This is a genomic window from Dendrosporobacter quercicolus (assembly GCF_900104455.1).
Classification (GTDB): domain Bacteria; phylum Bacillota; class Negativicutes; order DSM-1736; family Dendrosporobacteraceae; genus Dendrosporobacter; species Dendrosporobacter quercicolus.
In genome coordinates, this window is record NZ_FNHB01000003.1 from 129,789 (window position 1) to 145,949 (window position 16,161).

Here is a 16,161-nt window from a genome sequence, read left to right on the forward strand (position 1 = left end):
TGGTATGGGAAAACCGTCTGTCGGTATTGGCCGTCTTTGGGATGGTGTGCAGGTCACCAAGCCGCAGTTTTGAGGACGGCGGCTTGTTTCTTGTTGGCTGAAAGGAGAAAGCCAGGGTGCTTCGGCTTCAAGATTTCCCCAGCCACATAGACTTTGACGTTTTGGATGCCGAAGGTGTTGGCGGCCTTGCCGGAGTCCAACACGATATTGATGCGGCTGCCTTTGATGGCGCCGCCGTCCGGGTATTCGAGGTAGACCCGGCTGCCGAGAGGGATGACGTTAGGATCGACGGCGATGACGTCGGGTTGGGCGGGCGTACCGAGATAGGTTGTCATGCCGTCCTTGTAATTGTCGGGCTGACCCGGGGCGTAGACGGTGGCTTTGACCTTCCGGCAATCCCGGCAGCAGCGCTGAGGATGCCAGCGCCACGCCGGCCAGAGCGGCGGCGACATGCTTGGCTTTTGGACCGGGACGCTTGCTGTATTTACGGGACGATTGGTGATTATCTTACAGGGGACGGGGTTATCGACACAAACTAATTTGAAGTAAGATAACCTGGAGATGAAATGAATGCAGCGAAAGCCATAGAAGAAAGTAAGTGGAAATTACTGTAGCCAGACCTGTCTACAGGCCGTAAATAGGAAAAGGCTGCTGCAGTTGAAACAAGATTTATTTAATGACCAAAACAGGGCACGGGGAGTGATGAAGGACGTAAGTGCTGACGCTTCCCAGGAGCAAGCCGGAAATCGCTCCTAATCCCCGATTGCCGATGACAATGATATCATAGTTGTTTTGGGCGGCGAAGTCGATAATTGCAGTACGCGGTTCGCCAATTTCGTTGTGGGCTTGAACGTTAATGCCTTCCGGAATGTGTTTGATAGCCTCCGCCAGAATTGCTTTAGCAAAGCTGGCGGGATTTGTAGATGCGTTTGGCGGGATTTTGGCTCCCTTTACTTGGTCATATAAAGGGACTTGCTGCGATAGAACCGATACGTAAAGAATACTGATCTCAGCAGCAAAGGAACGGGCTAACGCTACTGCATGCGACAAAGCCCTAAGCGAATTGTTAGAACCGTCCACCGGAACTAAAATTTTGCTATACAAAACTTCCATAATGACCAACTCCTTATAAAATATTCGATAAAATATACGCTGGCTAAGCTAAAAATTAACTTTGTCAAGGTACTAGTACCTTGCGTCGCTTGAATTTTGCAATTGGAATGCGAGGTTTTTTTGCCCTGCGAGGCGGAGAAGCACATGCAAGGGCCGGCAACGAGGCGGAGTGAAAAAAGACTGCATGATAAGCCAAATGTTTAGGTGACGCACGGTACTGGCGGAGTCTGAGAAATCAACCGGAATGATTGGCAGTGCCGGTAGTTGAAGAGCTTTGCATATCCATGTTGGGCTGGGCTTTATACCAGGCGGCATACATGACCGGCAGCACCACCAGGGTGAGGACGGTGGCCCCCATTAATCCCGCCGCAATGGCGACAGCCATCGGACCCCAGAAGATGCTTGAGACCAATGGCAGCATTCCTAAAATTGCCGCCGCTGCTGTCAGGAGGATGGGGCGCAGCCGGATAATAGTGGCATCGATAATGGCATCCCAGAGGTTTTCGCCGGCCTCCAGCAATTGATCAATCTGATCCATTAATATAATGGTATTGCGCATAATGATTCCGGCTAAAGCCAAAATACCCAGCTGTACGACAAACCCCATAGGGCTGTTCGTAAAGACAAGCCCGACAGCTACGCCGATAATGCCCAGCGGCGCCGTAAGCAGCGTCAAAATCATTTTTGGAATATTTTGCAGCTGTATCATTAACAGAATCATAATCGCAATGATCATGGCCGGTATTGGTTGTGACATGAATTTTACTGCTTTGATGCTGTCTTCTTTGCCGCCGTCATACTCAATACTGTAGCCAAATGGCAAATTTGCGCGCAATTCCGCCAAGCTGTTGTATACCTGTTCGGCCACATCGTCACCGGTTACATCTCCGGAACTTAATTCGGCCTGTATCCAGATCATCGGCTTTAAATCACGCCGGTAAATCAAACCGTCCTCAGTCTCGAAGCTGATTTTTGCAATCTGGTCCAGTGGCACGTATTTGCCGTTGCCGATTGGAATATTCAAATCTTTCATATAGGCGGGATCGTTCCTATCCTGGGCATCAAAACGCAACACCATATTGACTGTTTTATCGCTTTCCCTGAATTGTGTAATGTCCGCTCCCGACTGCTGCATCTGCAGTGCAGTAGCCAGCGCCTGTGAGGTTATGCCCAGTTTACGGACTTTATCCTGATCAATGGCTAAATGCATAATCTTGCTTTTTTCGCTCCACTTTAGGTTTACATTGCGGGTATGGGGATTCGCGGTCATGATTGTCCGTGCTTGTTCGGCAATGTCGCGTACCTTGTCCACATCGTAACCTTTTACGCGCAGCATGACCGGATAGTCGGACGAGGGGCCATTGTTGATTATCTTGGTGTGAACGTGCACGTTAGGAAATTCCCTGATTAATAGTTCGCGATAGTTAGTCTGCAGTTCGTCCCGTGCTTTGGCGTCTTTGGCCACAATAATAAATTCCGAAAAATTCGGTTTGTAAGAGGTCGGCTCAAAACTCAACACAAAACGGGGAGCGCCTTCGCCTACATGATAGGTATAGTAGGAAATTTGCGGATCGCCTTGTAATTTTTCCGCAAACTGACGGGCAACGGCATCCGAATTTTTAATGGAAGAGCCCTCAGGCAGTTCCAGTTGAATAATCAGTTCCGGACGGGTGGAAGCAGGAAAGAACTGTTGCTTTACCAGCCCCAATAAGCCAATGGCGGCAATAAAAACCCCTACAGTGGCAATTAATACGGTTTTTTTGTGGGTCAGGCACCAGACCAATAATCTTCTGAACCTTTGATAAAATTTCGTATCATAGGGATCATGTGCCGTCTCGCCGTCACCTTTTGGTTTAATTCTGATAAACAAATAGCCTAACAGCGGGGTGGCCGTTCCGGCAACAAGCCAGGAGGTGAGCAGGGCGATGGTTACAACCATAAAGATGCTGGCGCAGTATTCCGAAGCGGTCCCCGCAGCAAAGCCTACCGGGATGAAGCCGGCGCAGGTTACCAGTTCGCCGGTTAAGCGTGGATAGGCTGTGGAAGTATAGGCAAAGCAGGCGGCATTAAACCTGCTCCAGCCCTGCTCCAGCTTAACGACCATTGCTTCAATGGTAATAATCGCGTCATCCACCAGCAAACCCAGCGCAATAATCAGAGCGCCAAGGGAGATACGCTGTAAATCAATGCCGAACAGATTCATGAAGGTGAATACAATCGCGATGACCAGCGGAATACATAACGCCACGATAATGCCGGAACGCATGCCCAGACTGACAAAACTTACAATCAGAACAATGACGATGGCTTCAAACAAAGATTTAACGAATTCATCAATCGAACTTTCCACCACCTTGGGCTGATTGACGGTCTGGTGAATCTCCAGGCCGGCGGGCAGTTCTTTTTTTATCTCTTCAATTGTCTGTTCGATGTTTTCTCCCAGGACAAGCACGTTGCCGCCTGGTTCCATCGCCAGGGAAATGCCGATGCCGGGTTCCCCGTTATAATAAAACCGGGGATCGGAAGGCTCGCTATAGGAACGGGTAATGGCAGCAATATCACCCAAGCGGAAGGTGCTTCCATTTGCCTGAATCGGCGTATTTTGAATATCCTCTAGGCTTTCAAACATGCCGGTAATGCGTAAATAAATATTATCGGTTCCCGTTTCCAGCATGCCGGCTGCTGACATGGCGTTTTGCGCCTGCAGCGTTGTTGTAATTAAATCAGGGTCGACTCCCAGTTGCGCCAGCTTGCTATTTTCAATTTCTATATAAATTTTTTCGGTTTGTACCCCGAGCAGGTTTACTTTTTTCACACTGGGAACCCCGAGTAAGATCCGCCGGATTCTTTCCGCTTTTTCGCGCAGGTCTTCATAAGTATAGCCATCGCCGGTCAGGGCAAACACCACACCGTATACTTCATCAAACCGGTCGTTAAACTGTGGAGTCGCAACACCGGTGGGGAAAGTGCTGGCTATATCGTTGACCATATTGCGCACTTCCAGCCACTTGCCGCGCACATCTTGTTGCAGAACAGTGTCTTTTAAATGGACGTAAATCACTGTGGTTCCCGGGGTGGAGTAGCTTTTCAAATAATCAAGCCCTGGCAGATCCTGCAATTTTTTTTCGATTTTGTCAGTAACCTGCTCTTCCATCTGCTGGGCAGTAGCTCCCGGCCAGGCGGCGGTTACGATCATTTGCTTGATGGTAAAATCAGGGTCTTCCATGCGGCCTAGGTTTTTATAAGAGACGACGCCGGAAATAAAAAAGAGAATAATGAAGAAGTAAACAAACTGCTTATGGTTGAGGGACCATTCGGTCAGATTGAACCCCTTCATAGCGAATCACCGTCGAGTTTCACCTGTTGCCCCTCGGTCATTTTATGTACTCCGGCAATGACGATCCGCTCACCCTGGCGCAGGCCGCTGATTATCTGGACGGTATTGTCTTTGCCGTAATTGCCGGTCTGAATGGAGCGCTGGGTTACTGTTCCGTCTGTTACTACCCAAACAGCGGGGGTGGAGTTTCCGGCTTGATAGACAGCCGTTACAGGAATGCTTATGACCGGTTCGGTTGTGCTGCCTATCGATACGGCAGCGGTCATGCCTAACTTCATTTCCGGCGGCGGGTTGCTTACACTGATTCGTACTTTAAAGGTCCGGGTGATTTGGTCGGCCATTGGGGATATTTCTCTTAATCTGCCATCGGTTGTTATATTGGGTAAAGCCCAGAAGGAAACCTGAAATTTTTCCGCCTTGCGCAGTTCTTCAATCCGGTTTTCCGGCACGCTGATTTCCACTTCCCGTTCGCCGTCCTGTACGACGGTGACGATAACCTGCCCGGCGCTGACTACTTGGCCTATTTCGGCAGAGATACCTGACACCACGCCTGGTTTATCGGCTTTTAACAAAGTGTAATCCAGTTGATTGGCACCTTGCGTATATTGCGCCTGGGTTTGCCGAACTCCGGCAGCGGCCACGTTGTAGGCATTGGCGTATTGGTCATATTGCGATTGACTGATGGCGCCGCCTTCCAACAATTCACGGTAACGTTTCAGATTGCTCTCCGCTAATTGCAATTGCGATTCAGCCGAGTATACCTGGGCGGAATAGTTTTGCACCGTTTGCACAACATCCTTGGCGTCAATTTGCAGGAGCACGTCGCCGACATTTACGGTACTGCCCAGCTGTACGTTTCTTTTCACAATTTTTCCGTTTACCTGAAAAGCAAGCTGGCTTTCATAGCGGCCGCGTACTTCGCCGGAATAGGTATACCCTTGGGCGACTCCTGTCGTGCCGGCAACGACGGTATGTACAACCGGAATCTCTTTGACAACAGTCTGGGGGGGAGGGGGTTCTCTCCAAAGCACGATGCCGACAATACATAAGCCGATCATTGCTGTTAAAAAGAAATATATATTTTTTCTGGGCATATTAACTAACCAATATGGTAATTGCATGATTTCACTCCTTAAAATTGACCTGTTGAGTAGGGCTTATTCCGGGGGCATTTTTACGGGAATGCCGTAGATAACTGTGCATCATATCATTGGCGGGGCGCTGAAGCTATATTTACTAGATGGGTAGCTGTTCAATGTAACGGAGTCCGCTTTATAATGCCGGTCAACAGGATATCAATAAGCTGGTCGCACGCGTCAAAGAAATTCATCCCTTTGGGTAATGGAGGAGCGCGAAGCAACTCTTGTAAAGACTTACGGATCATTAGCTCCAGGATGTCAGGATTGATTGGGCGGATATATCCCCGGCTGATTTCCTTGTGCAGCAGGTCCACAATTCTTTGCCATTTGACTTGCCGGAATTCATCTGTTTTTTTCCATAGGTTCGGGTAATATCGCTTCACATCTTCCAGTGACATTTGATGAAGGGGTTGTAAAATTCGACAGTAAAGCAGCAATAACTGTCTTATTTGTTCTAATACGATAGAATTGGATTTTGGGCTAACTGTTTTTTCAAGCCGGGCTATCTTGGCTAGCTGACTGTCAATAACAGTGCTAATAAGTTCTTCCAGGCTGTTAAAGTTTTGATACAGGGTTCGTTTACTAATGGATAGGCGAGTGGCGAGAGTATTCATAGTAAGGTTGGTCAAGCCTTGCTGGTTTAGTACTGTCTGGGCCATAAGTATAATTTCCCGGTGGATATTTCTGCGATTATGCAAAATACGGCCCTCCTTTTTAGGTGATCGGTAGATACATTTTTTCGAAAATGCAGCGTTAGAATTAATTAAACTAGTTTAATTAATTTACCTGAAAAAACCGCTTAATCTCAATTTCTTTGGAAAGCGGAGTAGTTTCAGGAAAAAATCTATTATGTTTACATTGCACTCTATCGCGAGAGCTGGGTATTTCTTCTTGCATGCCTACCGTCTTCAATAAGTACTTCCGCCATCTGCAGAAGCAGGGACAAGAGTTCTTCGGGGAGTTAGTCCACACCATTTCTTTGGCAATGTCATTAACGGTTGTTCAGGAATAACCTTTAACAGTAAACAAATATTCAGCTATATCTAAAATCTCGGTAATTCATACCTGGGGATATTGTGGAAATCTGCCGTCATACACCTCCATTATTTAAATATGTTTAAATTATAAATCCTGTTAAAAAGTTTTTCAAGGATTAATTTTCCACCTTCAGGCTTCACAGATCATTCACCAAAAGCCCGATCAAGAATCTATTGTTCTCATGCCAAACCATTCCGGGCAATAGCCGTCATTTCACTTTTTGGCAGCAGCTAAATGAAGATGGATGGTATTCATTCCGGCTGGTATCTGAGCATAACGTTTCGATTTCAGGTTAGCGGGCTGTTAAGCTCAATTAGTCATAATTTTAATGGTGCAATAATAGTAAAATTATGGGCAATTTACCTCTGGTTTCTTGACAAAATTTGAATTTAAGTCAATAATTAAACTTAACGTTTGCAGGTAGTAGTGATATGGCGTGGAATGACTGGTCAGTCATTTTAGTTTCACTCAGCGACTGCAGCTTACCGTTAATGAACGATGAAGCCTATTTTCCGGTGCTGTAATTTTATTTGAGTATTGTTTGTTTGAAAATCCTTCATTTTAGGAAAAATCAAGAAAGAGGATGATCAGGTGCACTTAAATAAACAGCAATACAATTCCAAAATTCAAGTATATTATGGAAAGTGCAATTTAAATCGTGATCTGGTCGAGGAAATAATTCAGTATGTATGGATGAAGCAAAAAGCCAATAAAGGGAACTTTAAGCTGGTTCAGGATACCAAAGCTAACGTATATAAACTGGAATTTGATCATTGTACTTATTATGTAAAAAGCTATAAATTTCGCGCTATTGGTAAATTTTTAAAAAATTTATTCAGACCGGCGGAAGCAGTTAGATACTATAAAACAGCGCTTAAGTTGATGCAGCTTGATATTGAAGTAGCTAAACCTGTTCTTGCGCTAACTTGCAGAAAAGCATTATTTTTAGTTGATAGTATTTTGGTGCTTGAAGAAGTCTCTGGTGCAGATTTGTCTACTTATTTGAATCAAGTTACTACTAAAAAAGCAAGGGAGATCATTATAAAAAAACTGGCTGTGATATGGAGTAAATTAATTCATCATAAATTTTTACACTTAGATCCTCGACTGGTAAATTTTATTATTTATGATAAAGCAGACGAAGTACATATCAAGCTGATAGATATTGACAGTGTTATGCGTTTATCTCTTTTGCCTTTTAAAATGATATTAGTTAAAAACTTAACAAGGCTAAATCGAAGATTATTAAATGAGTTTACTGCATTTGAGATCGATTTATTTTTTGAAGAATTTATCAAAAATTGTCAGAAAGAGATGAAGATAAACTTATTACAGGAAATTTATCAGCGTCCGTCGTCTCATCACCGGATTTAATCTGAATCTCAAGACAGTGGAGACGTCAAAATTATTGACATTATCTGGTAAAACATGATAGTATTGAATGAGTTTATAGCAGCAAGGCGTTGGCATTTCCTCTTTGCATTACAAGTGCTGTTATTTCAGCGCAGATGGGGTCTGCGAAGTAATTCTATAATGACTCAGATAAGCTGGTCGGCAAAAAGCTGAAGGCCTGACGGGATGTTTTCCGTACAGGCCTTTGTTTTTTGTTGAAGTACTGTGCAGAAAACAGTCACAAGGTTTCAAATGAAAAATTTCAGGGGAGGTTTGAGGTCATGAAAAAAATGTTAGTAACCGGATTAATGGGTTTAACCATATTGGCATTGATTACAGGCTGCTCAGTGTTTACTCAGAAAACTGCCGATGACGATAAGCCTAAGTTCATTAACGGCAAGCTGACTAAAGAATTCCATTTGAAGGTGGTTACCCCTACAAGCTTTAATGAACTTATTATTGCAGATAAGAAAGGATTCTTTAAGGAAGTAGGTATTATTCCCGAATATACAGGTTCAGCTCCCAGTGGCACTTTGGCGCAATCGGTCATCAAAGGAGATAACCATTTATTCGGATCCGGCCATCCGTCCACAATTGCCGCCGCCCGTAAAGCGGGAGCCGGAATTAAAATCGTGCTGCACAGCATGGTCGATGATCCTGACCCCGATAAGATGCATATGACGTGGTTTGTGAGAAGGGACGGCGCTATTAAGTCGGCGAAAGATCTTGTTGGCAAAAAGATTGCAATGAGCGGACTGGGCAGCTGCGCTGAGTTCCTAAACGGTGATTTTCTGCGTCGCAACGACATTTCCCGTGATCAGGTTGAAATTGTTGTAATGAAAGATGCTCAGCAGGAGCAGGCATTGCGGCATGGGTTCATTGATGTTGCCATTGTGCATCCGCCCTATAACAAAATTGCTAAAAACCGCGGCGGTCTGGAAGTTTTGACAACCAGCTATGAAATCGGCGAGCTTGCCGGGAATGGAGCGCTCAGCGGCCTGGCGGTGCGGGCCTTTAGCGAGGAGTTTATCAGGGACTACCCTGATGTGGTGAAAGCGTATATTGTTGCCGACTTAAAGGCCCAGCAATATATTAACGAACATTATGAGGAGTCTTTGCAGGTTGCGGCCGAGTTTTTAAAAGTAGACGTTAAAGATATGGCCGGGAATATTTACCCTAGGCAGCAATGGCTTAAAGATGAAGACATTGATTTCTGGGTTAAGCTGGGTGAACGCAACGGATTTTTTGCTCAGGGTGAAATCAAGGCATCTGATTTGTATACCAATGAGCTGAATCCATATTATAAAGGTGAATTACAATAAAAAGATTTGGGGGTTCATTGCGGGGCTGAAGGGGGATGATTTCAAAGAAATCCTACCGGACAGCCCTGCATATTTTTCAACAATAAAAACGCCGGTATAGGTATGCAGCCAGGGTTTGCTTGCACAGCCCTTGGCCGGCGCCAGCACATGCAGAAAAGGGCCTGTTTTGTTATAGCAGCAGGGTATGTTATGTATTGCTGTCATATCCTGAATTATATAAATTCGAGGTGTTCTTTTATCTTACATACTTTATAATTGCCCATGCTCATCATCAGTGACATCGGGCTTTATAGGGATAGTGGGCTGGCAACCGTTCGTCGTCGGCTTGGTGGGATCCTTTAAAGTGTGTCAACAACCCCGTCCCCTGACACGCGTCCTTGACACGTTGAGACGAGTTATGATTAAATTCATACGTAACCCTTCGATTTAACCAGATATTGTTTTAGTAGGAGAGGCGCTTAGGATGAACAAAAAGTTTGCACTGCCATTTGCACTAAATAATATTAAATTGATAGCAACTTTTTTTGTTGATGAAACATATAGCCAAAGGCATGCACATATGATTCATTCCCATCAAAATGTACTCGAATTACTTTATATATGTAGCGGAAAAGGAAGATATCTTGTAGGTAATCGCGAATATGCTGTACATTCTGGTGATCTCATTATTTGCAATGCGGGAATTCTTCATGGAGAAGCTCCTTTTCAACAGCATGATATGCAAACGTATTGTTGTGCTCTTTCTGGAATTAACATAAATGGATTGCCTCCAAACTGTTTAATCGATTATAGCCATAAACCTGTATTTTCTTTTAAAGATACAGCGGAGCATTTACAGCAACTTATGCCTATGTTGCATGAATTTTATATGACATTACCAAATGTGGTTTCATATCATTTGGCTATAAGTATTTTACTTTTGGTTTATGAACAAATATTAAAACAACAAAAGTGCGGACAAATGGAGCATGAGCAGAAAAATGAAAACCTTGTGCGTAAAATTACGGAATTTATTGATGGACACTATAAAGAGCCGATCAAACTATCAACCATCAGCTGCGCTCTTCATATCAGTTCTTCGCTATTATCCCATGTTTTTAAGCAGGAAACAGGTTTATCGCCAATTCAGTATGTAATTCAGCGGCGTATCGGAGAAGCGCAAAGTCTTTTAATGGAAACGCATCTTTCGATTCGAGAGATAGAAGAAAGTCTTGGGTTTGGCAGTAGTGTTCATTTTAGTGCGATGTTCAAAAAGTATGTTGGGATTTCTCCTAAGGATTACAGAAATCATTTTAAAAAATAATATTGATTTCAAAATGCATAGTATTGTTATATTTATGATACTATGTATTTTTTTGCAAGATTTTATAACAGGAAATTAAATTCTATTTATTTGTTGCGATTATTCTGAAAATTATAACAAGATTATAATAACAGTAACAAATACTATTAATTATAATATTAATTAAGGTTCATGAACTGTAAGAGATTATAAGTTTGTACAAATTGAGAGGGGCCTTCAGCATGAAAGAATTGAGAATAGGGTTAGTCGGAACAGGTAATATTGGCCGTACCCATATTGAACGAATAAACCAGCGTTTACAGGGTGGCCGCGTTATTGCCTGCGCAGATGCAAATTTTGATTTTTGTAAAACGGTTGCTGAGCAATATGGGCTTGATGCCTATCAACGTGGAGAAGATATGATTTCATCTAATGACATTGATGCTGTTATTGTGGCAACGCTTGATCCGTTTCATGAACAATATGTTAGGGCGGCTATTCAGGCCGGGAAATATGTCTTTTGCGAAAAACCGCTTGCGCCTGAAGCTGAGGCCTGTAAGCGTATTGTCGAAGCGGAAATTACTGGTGGAAAGCATCTTGTACAAGTCGGTTTTATGCGCCGCTACGATCCAGGCTATCGCCAACTGAAAGGTTTGCTTGCGTCTGGGAAATATGGACTTCCTTTGATGCTGCATTGCGCACACCGCAATTATGATGCACCTGGCTTTACAACTCCTATGTCTGTTGAAAATTCGATGATCCATGAAATTGATGTACTTCGTTGGCTGCTCAATGAAAATTATGCAACAGTAGAAGTTGTTTTTCCAAAATCGACTCGTCATGCGGAAGGTGATTTACGTGATCCGCAAATTATGTATTTGACGACGGAATCAGGTGTGCGAATTGATGTTGAGTCTTTTGTGAATTGCCGTTATGGCTATGATATAAAATGTGAAATTGTATGCGAAGAAGCTTCTTTGAATTTACCAGAACCGCCGAATGCAATGATCAGAACCAACGATTCGCGTATGACTCCAATTTGTCATGATTGGTCAGAACGGTTTATTGACGCATACAACATCGAATTACAAGAATGGATCAACTTTTGTAAAAATGGACATTTAACAGGGCCCAATGCCTGGGATGGCTATGTTGGGCAAGTAACTGCTAAAGCTGCATCCAAAGCCCGCGATACACAAAGTGTTGTAAGAATAGAATTGGAATCTATGCCTGATTTTTATAAAAAATGAATTTTTGAGGTGAATATTGTGAATCTTTGCTTTAATACGGATGGTTTGGGATATATGTCTTTCGAAGAGATGTTGGATACTGCAGCAGAACTGGGATTTGATTCAATTGAAATTGCTTGTGGAAACTGGTCAAAAGCTCCGCATATTGATTTAGATCATATGCTTGAGAATAAAAGTGCGCGTGAAAATTTTATGGAACAAATCAAACATCGCGGACTTGCCTTAGAAGCATTGAATTGCTCGGGAAATCAGCTTGCGCCAAATGAAGAAGGAAAAGAACATCAAAAAGTTATTGAAAAAACGTTTCAACTAGCCGAAGAGCTCAATATAAAACAGATTGTAATGATGTCTGGCTTGCCTGGCGGTTCGCCTACGGATATAACACCTAACTGGATTATAACCAGTTGGCCGCCAATTACAACGAAAATTTTAAATTGGCAATGGAATGAAGTATTAATCCCTTATTGGCAGTCTACGGTAGAGACAGCAAAATCGCATGGAATAGAAAAGATTGCATTAGAAAATCATGGCTGCCAATTAGTTTATAATCCTGAGACTCTTATTCAGCTGCGGGATGCGGCCGGTCCCATGATTGGCATGAACTTAGATCCGAGCCATCTGCTTTGGATGGGCGGCGATCCTGTTATGGCCTCACGCAAATTAGGGGCTGAGCGCATCTATTATGTGCATGCAAAAGATGTGCGTATGGAACGAAACCTTCTAGAGGCTGACGGCGCTTTAGATACAAAAACAATAGATCAGTTCTCTCAACGTACATGGAATTATGTGGCATTAGGGCATGGTCATAATGTTCAGTGGTGGAAAGAATTTTTTTCTGTTCTGAGCATGATCGGGTATACCGGGCCAGTCAGCCTGGAAATGGAAGATTTAACAATGTCGCCATTAACTGGAGTAAAGAAGTCTTTAAATGTGCTAAAAGAAGCTTTACCAAATGATTATGAGTGAGACACAGGTCGGTCACGGCGGTATTGTTGGATCCTGTAATGCTTTTTTCGTTTAAACCCGATTGGACGGTTGCGCCCGCCGCCGACATTCGCTATAGTAAAGGAGAATGGAAACATAATAACGCCCGGCCAACAGGCTATGAATGCGAGCAGTCGGCCTGGAACAGTGATATTCAGTAAAAATCTAAAATGGGTGGAAGTTATTTATGGAAAACGAAAAAGTCCGCCATCTTGATTGCACAAGTGCTCAGATTGGGAAATATGTATTTTTGCCAGGTGATCCGGACCGGAGTAAGTTGATCGCTTCTTATTTGGACAGGGCAGAGCTTAGTGCGTCTAAACGCGAATTTACCACCTATACCGGATGGCTTGACGGAACAAAAGTCAGTGCGACTTCAACCGGGATTGGCGGACCCTCAGCGGCGATTGCGATGGAAGAACTGGTAAAGTTGGGAGCGCATACGTTTATTCGTGTGGGCACCTGTGGCGCCATTCAGGAGGATCTGGAACCAGGTACGCTGATTATTCCCACCGCTGCCATCCGCAAAGAGGGGACAAGCAGGGAGTATCTGCCTGTCGAGTTTCCGGCGGTTGCGGATTTCTTTTTAGTAGATGCGCTTAGATCAGCGGCGAGCAACTTACGGCACCCTTACGCAATTGGCGTTGTGGAGTGCAAGGATTCTTATTATGGACAGCACGAACCGGAAAGAATGCCATTCAGGAAAATGCTGATGGAAAAATGGCAAGCTTGGAAGAAGGCTGGCGCGCTTGCTTCGGAAATGGAATCAGCCACATTGTTTACAGTAGCTTCTGTCTTGCATGTAAGATGTGCAACGGTCTTGCTGCTGTACCGCAACCGGGAACGTGAAAAAGCGCTTGGCGCTGCTCCTATTTGCTCAGATACGGTGCACGTTGCCGTTGAAACGGCCATAGAGGCCATGCGCAGGGTAATTAAGCAGGATTTTGATTTGAAGGTGTGAACGTTATGGCGGAAGAGAAAGCGGATAGGCTGAAAAATTTGATCGCCGGCGCCAAAGAGGAAAAAGCCTGTCAATGGATAGCCGGTATTTTACAGTTTATGCCGGAGGATTTACAGCAAAAATGCCGGTTGGTACATCGTAATAAAGGCGCAACTTTGATGCGCGTGGGCGATGAGGCGCAATCCGTCTATTTACTGATCGACGGTGAAGTGAAAATCATGAATGAACTGCCCCGCGGCATTATTTACGCCCTTGGTAATCTGCGTGCTCCGGGAATTTTAGGTGAGAACGAGGTGCTGACCGGTATTCCCTATTATCGGGGGACAGTGATGTGCGAAACAGATTGTAAGTTTATCTACTTATCCAAAAATGATTTTTTGCTTTGGATGAAAGAGAGCCACGACGCATTATACCGGGTTACCATTCAAATTATTGAAAAAAATTTATCGCAAGTTTCCCGCGACCGTGTATTCCTGTTTTCCACCGGCGAAAAGAGATTGGCCTATTTGCTGGCAAGGTATTTTGAGCAGAAGGCGGAAGCCGGCATTTGCGTTCTGCATATTCCGCGCAGCAAACTGGCTGATGAGATCGGTTTTTGTATGAAAACAGTCGATCGTTGTATCGCCAAGTTCAAGCAATTGGACATGATTGGCCGGCATGGCGCGAAAATTACGATTACCAAAGCCCAGTACACGAAGCTAAGAGAGTATTTTGGCTAAAATTACCGGCAAGATTATTGCTAAATATCCAGTAAAAAGGGACACATGTCCTTTTTTTATTGCTGTTAATCGATATAATTGAACCATGGTGATGCAACGGGGCAGTCAACGACCTCGGAGCGCGCCATTTTTTTATTTTTTAGGATGGATGCCTGAAATAAACGGCTACGATTCAAGGTTGCCGGATTATATCGACAAGTGGAGGGGACTTATCATGGAAAAAACGATTTCGGAGGAAATTGCGGAATTGGCGGCAGGCCTCAGTTATGGGGACCTGCCGGAGTATGCAGCCAGTCACGCCAAGCTTCTCACACTGGACGTTCTGGCTTCTATGGTTGGAACTAGAAACATTGTTACAAGCCAGATTGCCAGGGAGGTTGCGCAAGAACTGGGAGGTCCCGCAGAGGGGACAATCGTAGGGCTGGACAAAAAAGTGGCATTGCCCAATGCTGCTTTTGCCAACGCGATCCAGTGTTATGGCTATGATTTTGTGGATGACCACAACGAATCGAATGCTCATCCGTCACCGGCGACTTATCCGGTGGGGCTGGCTTTGTCGGAACATAAAAAAATGAGTGGCAAGCGTTTCCTGGAGGCGGTCGCCTTGGGGAATGAAGTTGTCTGCCGCATGGGAGCGGCTTATCTTGGCGATATGTATTACCAGGGCTTTCACCCAACCGGCACTTGCGGTACGATGGGGGCGGTAGTCACTGCCGGCAAGCTGATGGACCTTGATGTACAGCAAATGGTGTATGCACAAGGCATTGCCGGCAGCATGGTTGCCGGGCTGATGGCTTGGAATTCCGAAGGTTCATTCACCAAGCGGCTTCAGGCGGGACATCCGGCGATGAACTCGGTGATTGCGGCCAGAATGGCTCATAAGGGCTTTAATGGCCCGACCGATATCTTTGAAGGCAAGGATGGTTTGCTTCATGCCTACTCTTATTTGGATCATTATGATGCCAAATATTTGTTGGACGGTCTGGGCAAACAGTGGGTTTTTGCCACTTCCAGCATTAAGGTATATCCGTGCTGCCGTTATTCAGGCGGACACCTGGATGCCTGTCTGCAAATTGTTGATCAATATCAACCCAATCCGGAGGATATCGTTAAAATCCTTATTCGATCTTCTAAATATACGATGCGTTTGTTGGCGGAAGAGCGGAAATGGAACCCCAAAAATATCGTGGATTTGCAGTTCAGTATGCCCTATCAGGCAGCAATCGCCTTTAGAAACGGCAAAGTTACAGTTGATGAATTTGATGTCAAGTACATTGAAGATCCATTGGTCAAACGGTTGATTTCGGTTACGGAAGTGGTGGAAGATCCTGAATTTGAACGCAGGTATCCCGAACATTATTCGAGTGCTGTTCAAATTATCATGAAGGACGGCAAGAGTTTTGAAGTGACAGTCGATGATCCCAAGGGAGACTGGCGCAATCCGGTAAAACCTGAAGATGTCAGGGAAAAGTTCCGTGTACTCGCAAACCGTGTTTATCCTGATTCACAGAGAACCGAAGCCATTATTCGGTTTGTGGATAGCCTCGAGTGTCAGGAGGACATGTCGGAACTGATGAATTTGGTCAATGACGCAGGCTGCTAGTACCTCCTCACAGTGGAAAAC

The 16,161-nt window shown here is 44.6% G+C and carries 14 protein-coding genes; 9 read left to right on the top strand and 5 right to left on the bottom strand.

Annotated features, from left to right (window positions below):
- Positions 1 to 53 precede the first annotated feature (53 nt).
- From BLR06_RS20250 to BLR06_RS08715, 5 genes are all read right to left on the bottom strand, one after another.
- Positions 54 to 452 (bottom strand): 3D domain-containing protein, encoded by a 399-nt coding sequence (locus BLR06_RS20250; protein ID WP_092071486.1) that lies wholly within the window; start codon positions 450 to 452, stop codon positions 54 to 56.
- Between the two features lie 217 nt (positions 453 to 669).
- Complete coding sequence (locus BLR06_RS08700) at positions 670 to 1,113, bottom strand: universal stress protein (RefSeq protein WP_092071489.1); 444 nt, start codon at positions 1,111 to 1,113, stop codon at positions 670 to 672.
- 235 nt (positions 1,114 to 1,348) lie between these two features.
- Positions 1,349 to 4,450: an efflux RND transporter permease subunit gene (locus tag BLR06_RS08705; protein WP_092071492.1), complete on the bottom strand. Its 3,102-nt coding sequence runs from the start codon at positions 4,448 to 4,450 to the stop codon at positions 1,349 to 1,351.
- Complete coding sequence (locus BLR06_RS08710) at positions 4,447 to 5,571, bottom strand: efflux RND transporter periplasmic adaptor subunit (RefSeq protein ID WP_092071495.1); 1,125 nt, start codon at positions 5,569 to 5,571, stop codon at positions 4,447 to 4,449. The genes BLR06_RS08705 and BLR06_RS08710 overlap by 4 nt, the downstream gene beginning before the upstream one ends.
- A 131-nt stretch (positions 5,572 to 5,702) precedes the next feature.
- Positions 5,703 to 6,248 (bottom strand): TetR/AcrR family transcriptional regulator, encoded by a 546-nt coding sequence (locus tag BLR06_RS08715; protein ID WP_139164469.1) that lies wholly within the window; start codon positions 6,246 to 6,248, stop codon positions 5,703 to 5,705.
- A 970-nt stretch (positions 6,249 to 7,218) separates the two neighbouring features.
- Here BLR06_RS08715 and BLR06_RS08720 point away from each other — a divergent pair.
- The 9 genes from BLR06_RS08720 (at position 7,219) to BLR06_RS08755 (ending at position 16,140) form a co-directional block, all read left to right on the top strand.
- A complete protein-coding gene (locus BLR06_RS08720) occupies positions 7,219 to 8,001 on the top strand; it encodes a hypothetical protein (protein WP_092071501.1) in 783 nt (260 codons plus the stop codon).
- A gap of 299 nt (positions 8,002 to 8,300) precedes the next feature.
- Positions 8,301 to 9,341 (top strand): ABC transporter substrate-binding protein, encoded by a 1,041-nt coding sequence (locus BLR06_RS08725; protein ID WP_245698088.1) that lies wholly within the window; start codon positions 8,301 to 8,303, stop codon positions 9,339 to 9,341.
- Positions 9,342 to 9,804: 463 nt separating this feature from the next.
- On the top strand, positions 9,805 to 10,644 hold the full coding sequence (locus BLR06_RS08730; RefSeq protein WP_092071504.1) for a helix-turn-helix transcriptional regulator: 840 nt from the start codon (positions 9,805 to 9,807) through the stop codon (positions 10,642 to 10,644).
- 221 nt (positions 10,645 to 10,865) lie between these two features.
- Complete coding sequence (locus BLR06_RS08735) at positions 10,866 to 11,873, top strand: Gfo/Idh/MocA family protein (RefSeq protein ID WP_092071507.1); 1,008 nt, start codon at positions 10,866 to 10,868, stop codon at positions 11,871 to 11,873.
- An 18-nt stretch (positions 11,874 to 11,891) separates the two neighbouring features.
- Positions 11,892 to 12,839, top strand: coding sequence for a sugar phosphate isomerase/epimerase family protein (locus BLR06_RS08740; protein WP_092071512.1), 948 nt, complete (start codon positions 11,892 to 11,894; stop codon positions 12,837 to 12,839).
- Between the two features lie 26 nt (positions 12,840 to 12,865).
- A complete protein-coding gene (locus BLR06_RS19510; RefSeq protein WP_173812977.1) occupies positions 12,866 to 13,018 on the top strand; it encodes a hypothetical protein in 153 nt (50 codons plus the stop codon).
- Between the two features lie 26 nt (positions 13,019 to 13,044).
- Entirely contained in the window at positions 13,045 to 13,818 is a 774-nt protein-coding gene (gene udp / locus BLR06_RS08745) for a uridine phosphorylase (protein WP_092071515.1), read from the top strand.
- Between the two features lie 5 nt (positions 13,819 to 13,823).
- Positions 13,824 to 14,537, top strand: coding sequence for a Crp/Fnr family transcriptional regulator (locus BLR06_RS08750; protein WP_092071519.1), 714 nt, complete (start codon positions 13,824 to 13,826; stop codon positions 14,535 to 14,537).
- Positions 14,538 to 14,751: 214 nt separating this feature from the next.
- Entirely contained in the window at positions 14,752 to 16,140 is a 1,389-nt protein-coding gene (locus BLR06_RS08755) for an MmgE/PrpD family protein (RefSeq protein WP_173812975.1), read from the top strand.
- The last annotated feature ends 21 nt before the right edge of the window (positions 16,141 to 16,161 follow it).

Excerpts from the sequence above, each read along its gene's own strand:
- BLR06_RS08730 (WP_092071504.1), top strand. The coding sequence starts at position 9,805 with ATGAACAAAAAGTTTGCACTGCCATTTGCACTAAATAATATTAAATTG.
- BLR06_RS08715 (WP_139164469.1), bottom strand. The coding sequence starts at position 6,248 with ATGGCCCAGACAGTACTAAACCAGCAAGGCTTGACCAACCTTACTATG.
- BLR06_RS08700 (WP_092071489.1), bottom strand. The coding sequence starts at position 1,113 with ATGGAAGTTTTGTATAGCAAAATTTTAGTTCCGGTGGACGGTTCTAAC.
- BLR06_RS08725 (WP_245698088.1), top strand. The coding sequence starts at position 8,301 with ATGAAAAAAATGTTAGTAACCGGATTAATGGGTTTAACCATATTGGCA.
- BLR06_RS08710 (WP_092071495.1), bottom strand. The coding sequence starts at position 5,571 with ATGCAATTACCATATTGGTTAGTTAATATGCCCAGAAAAAATATATAT.
- BLR06_RS08705 (WP_092071492.1), bottom strand. The coding sequence starts at position 4,450 with ATGAAGGGGTTCAATCTGACCGAATGGTCCCTCAACCATAAGCAGTTT.
- BLR06_RS08735 (WP_092071507.1), top strand. The coding sequence starts at position 10,866 with ATGAAAGAATTGAGAATAGGGTTAGTCGGAACAGGTAATATTGGCCGT.
- BLR06_RS20250 (WP_092071486.1), bottom strand. The coding sequence starts at position 452 with ATGTCGCCGCCGCTCTGGCCGGCGTGGCGCTGGCATCCTCAGCGCTGC.
- BLR06_RS08750 (WP_092071519.1), top strand. The coding sequence starts at position 13,824 with ATGGCGGAAGAGAAAGCGGATAGGCTGAAAAATTTGATCGCCGGCGCC.
- BLR06_RS08755 (WP_173812975.1), top strand. The coding sequence starts at position 14,752 with ATGGAAAAAACGATTTCGGAGGAAATTGCGGAATTGGCGGCAGGCCTC.
- udp (WP_092071515.1), top strand. The coding sequence starts at position 13,045 with ATGGAAAACGAAAAAGTCCGCCATCTTGATTGCACAAGTGCTCAGATT.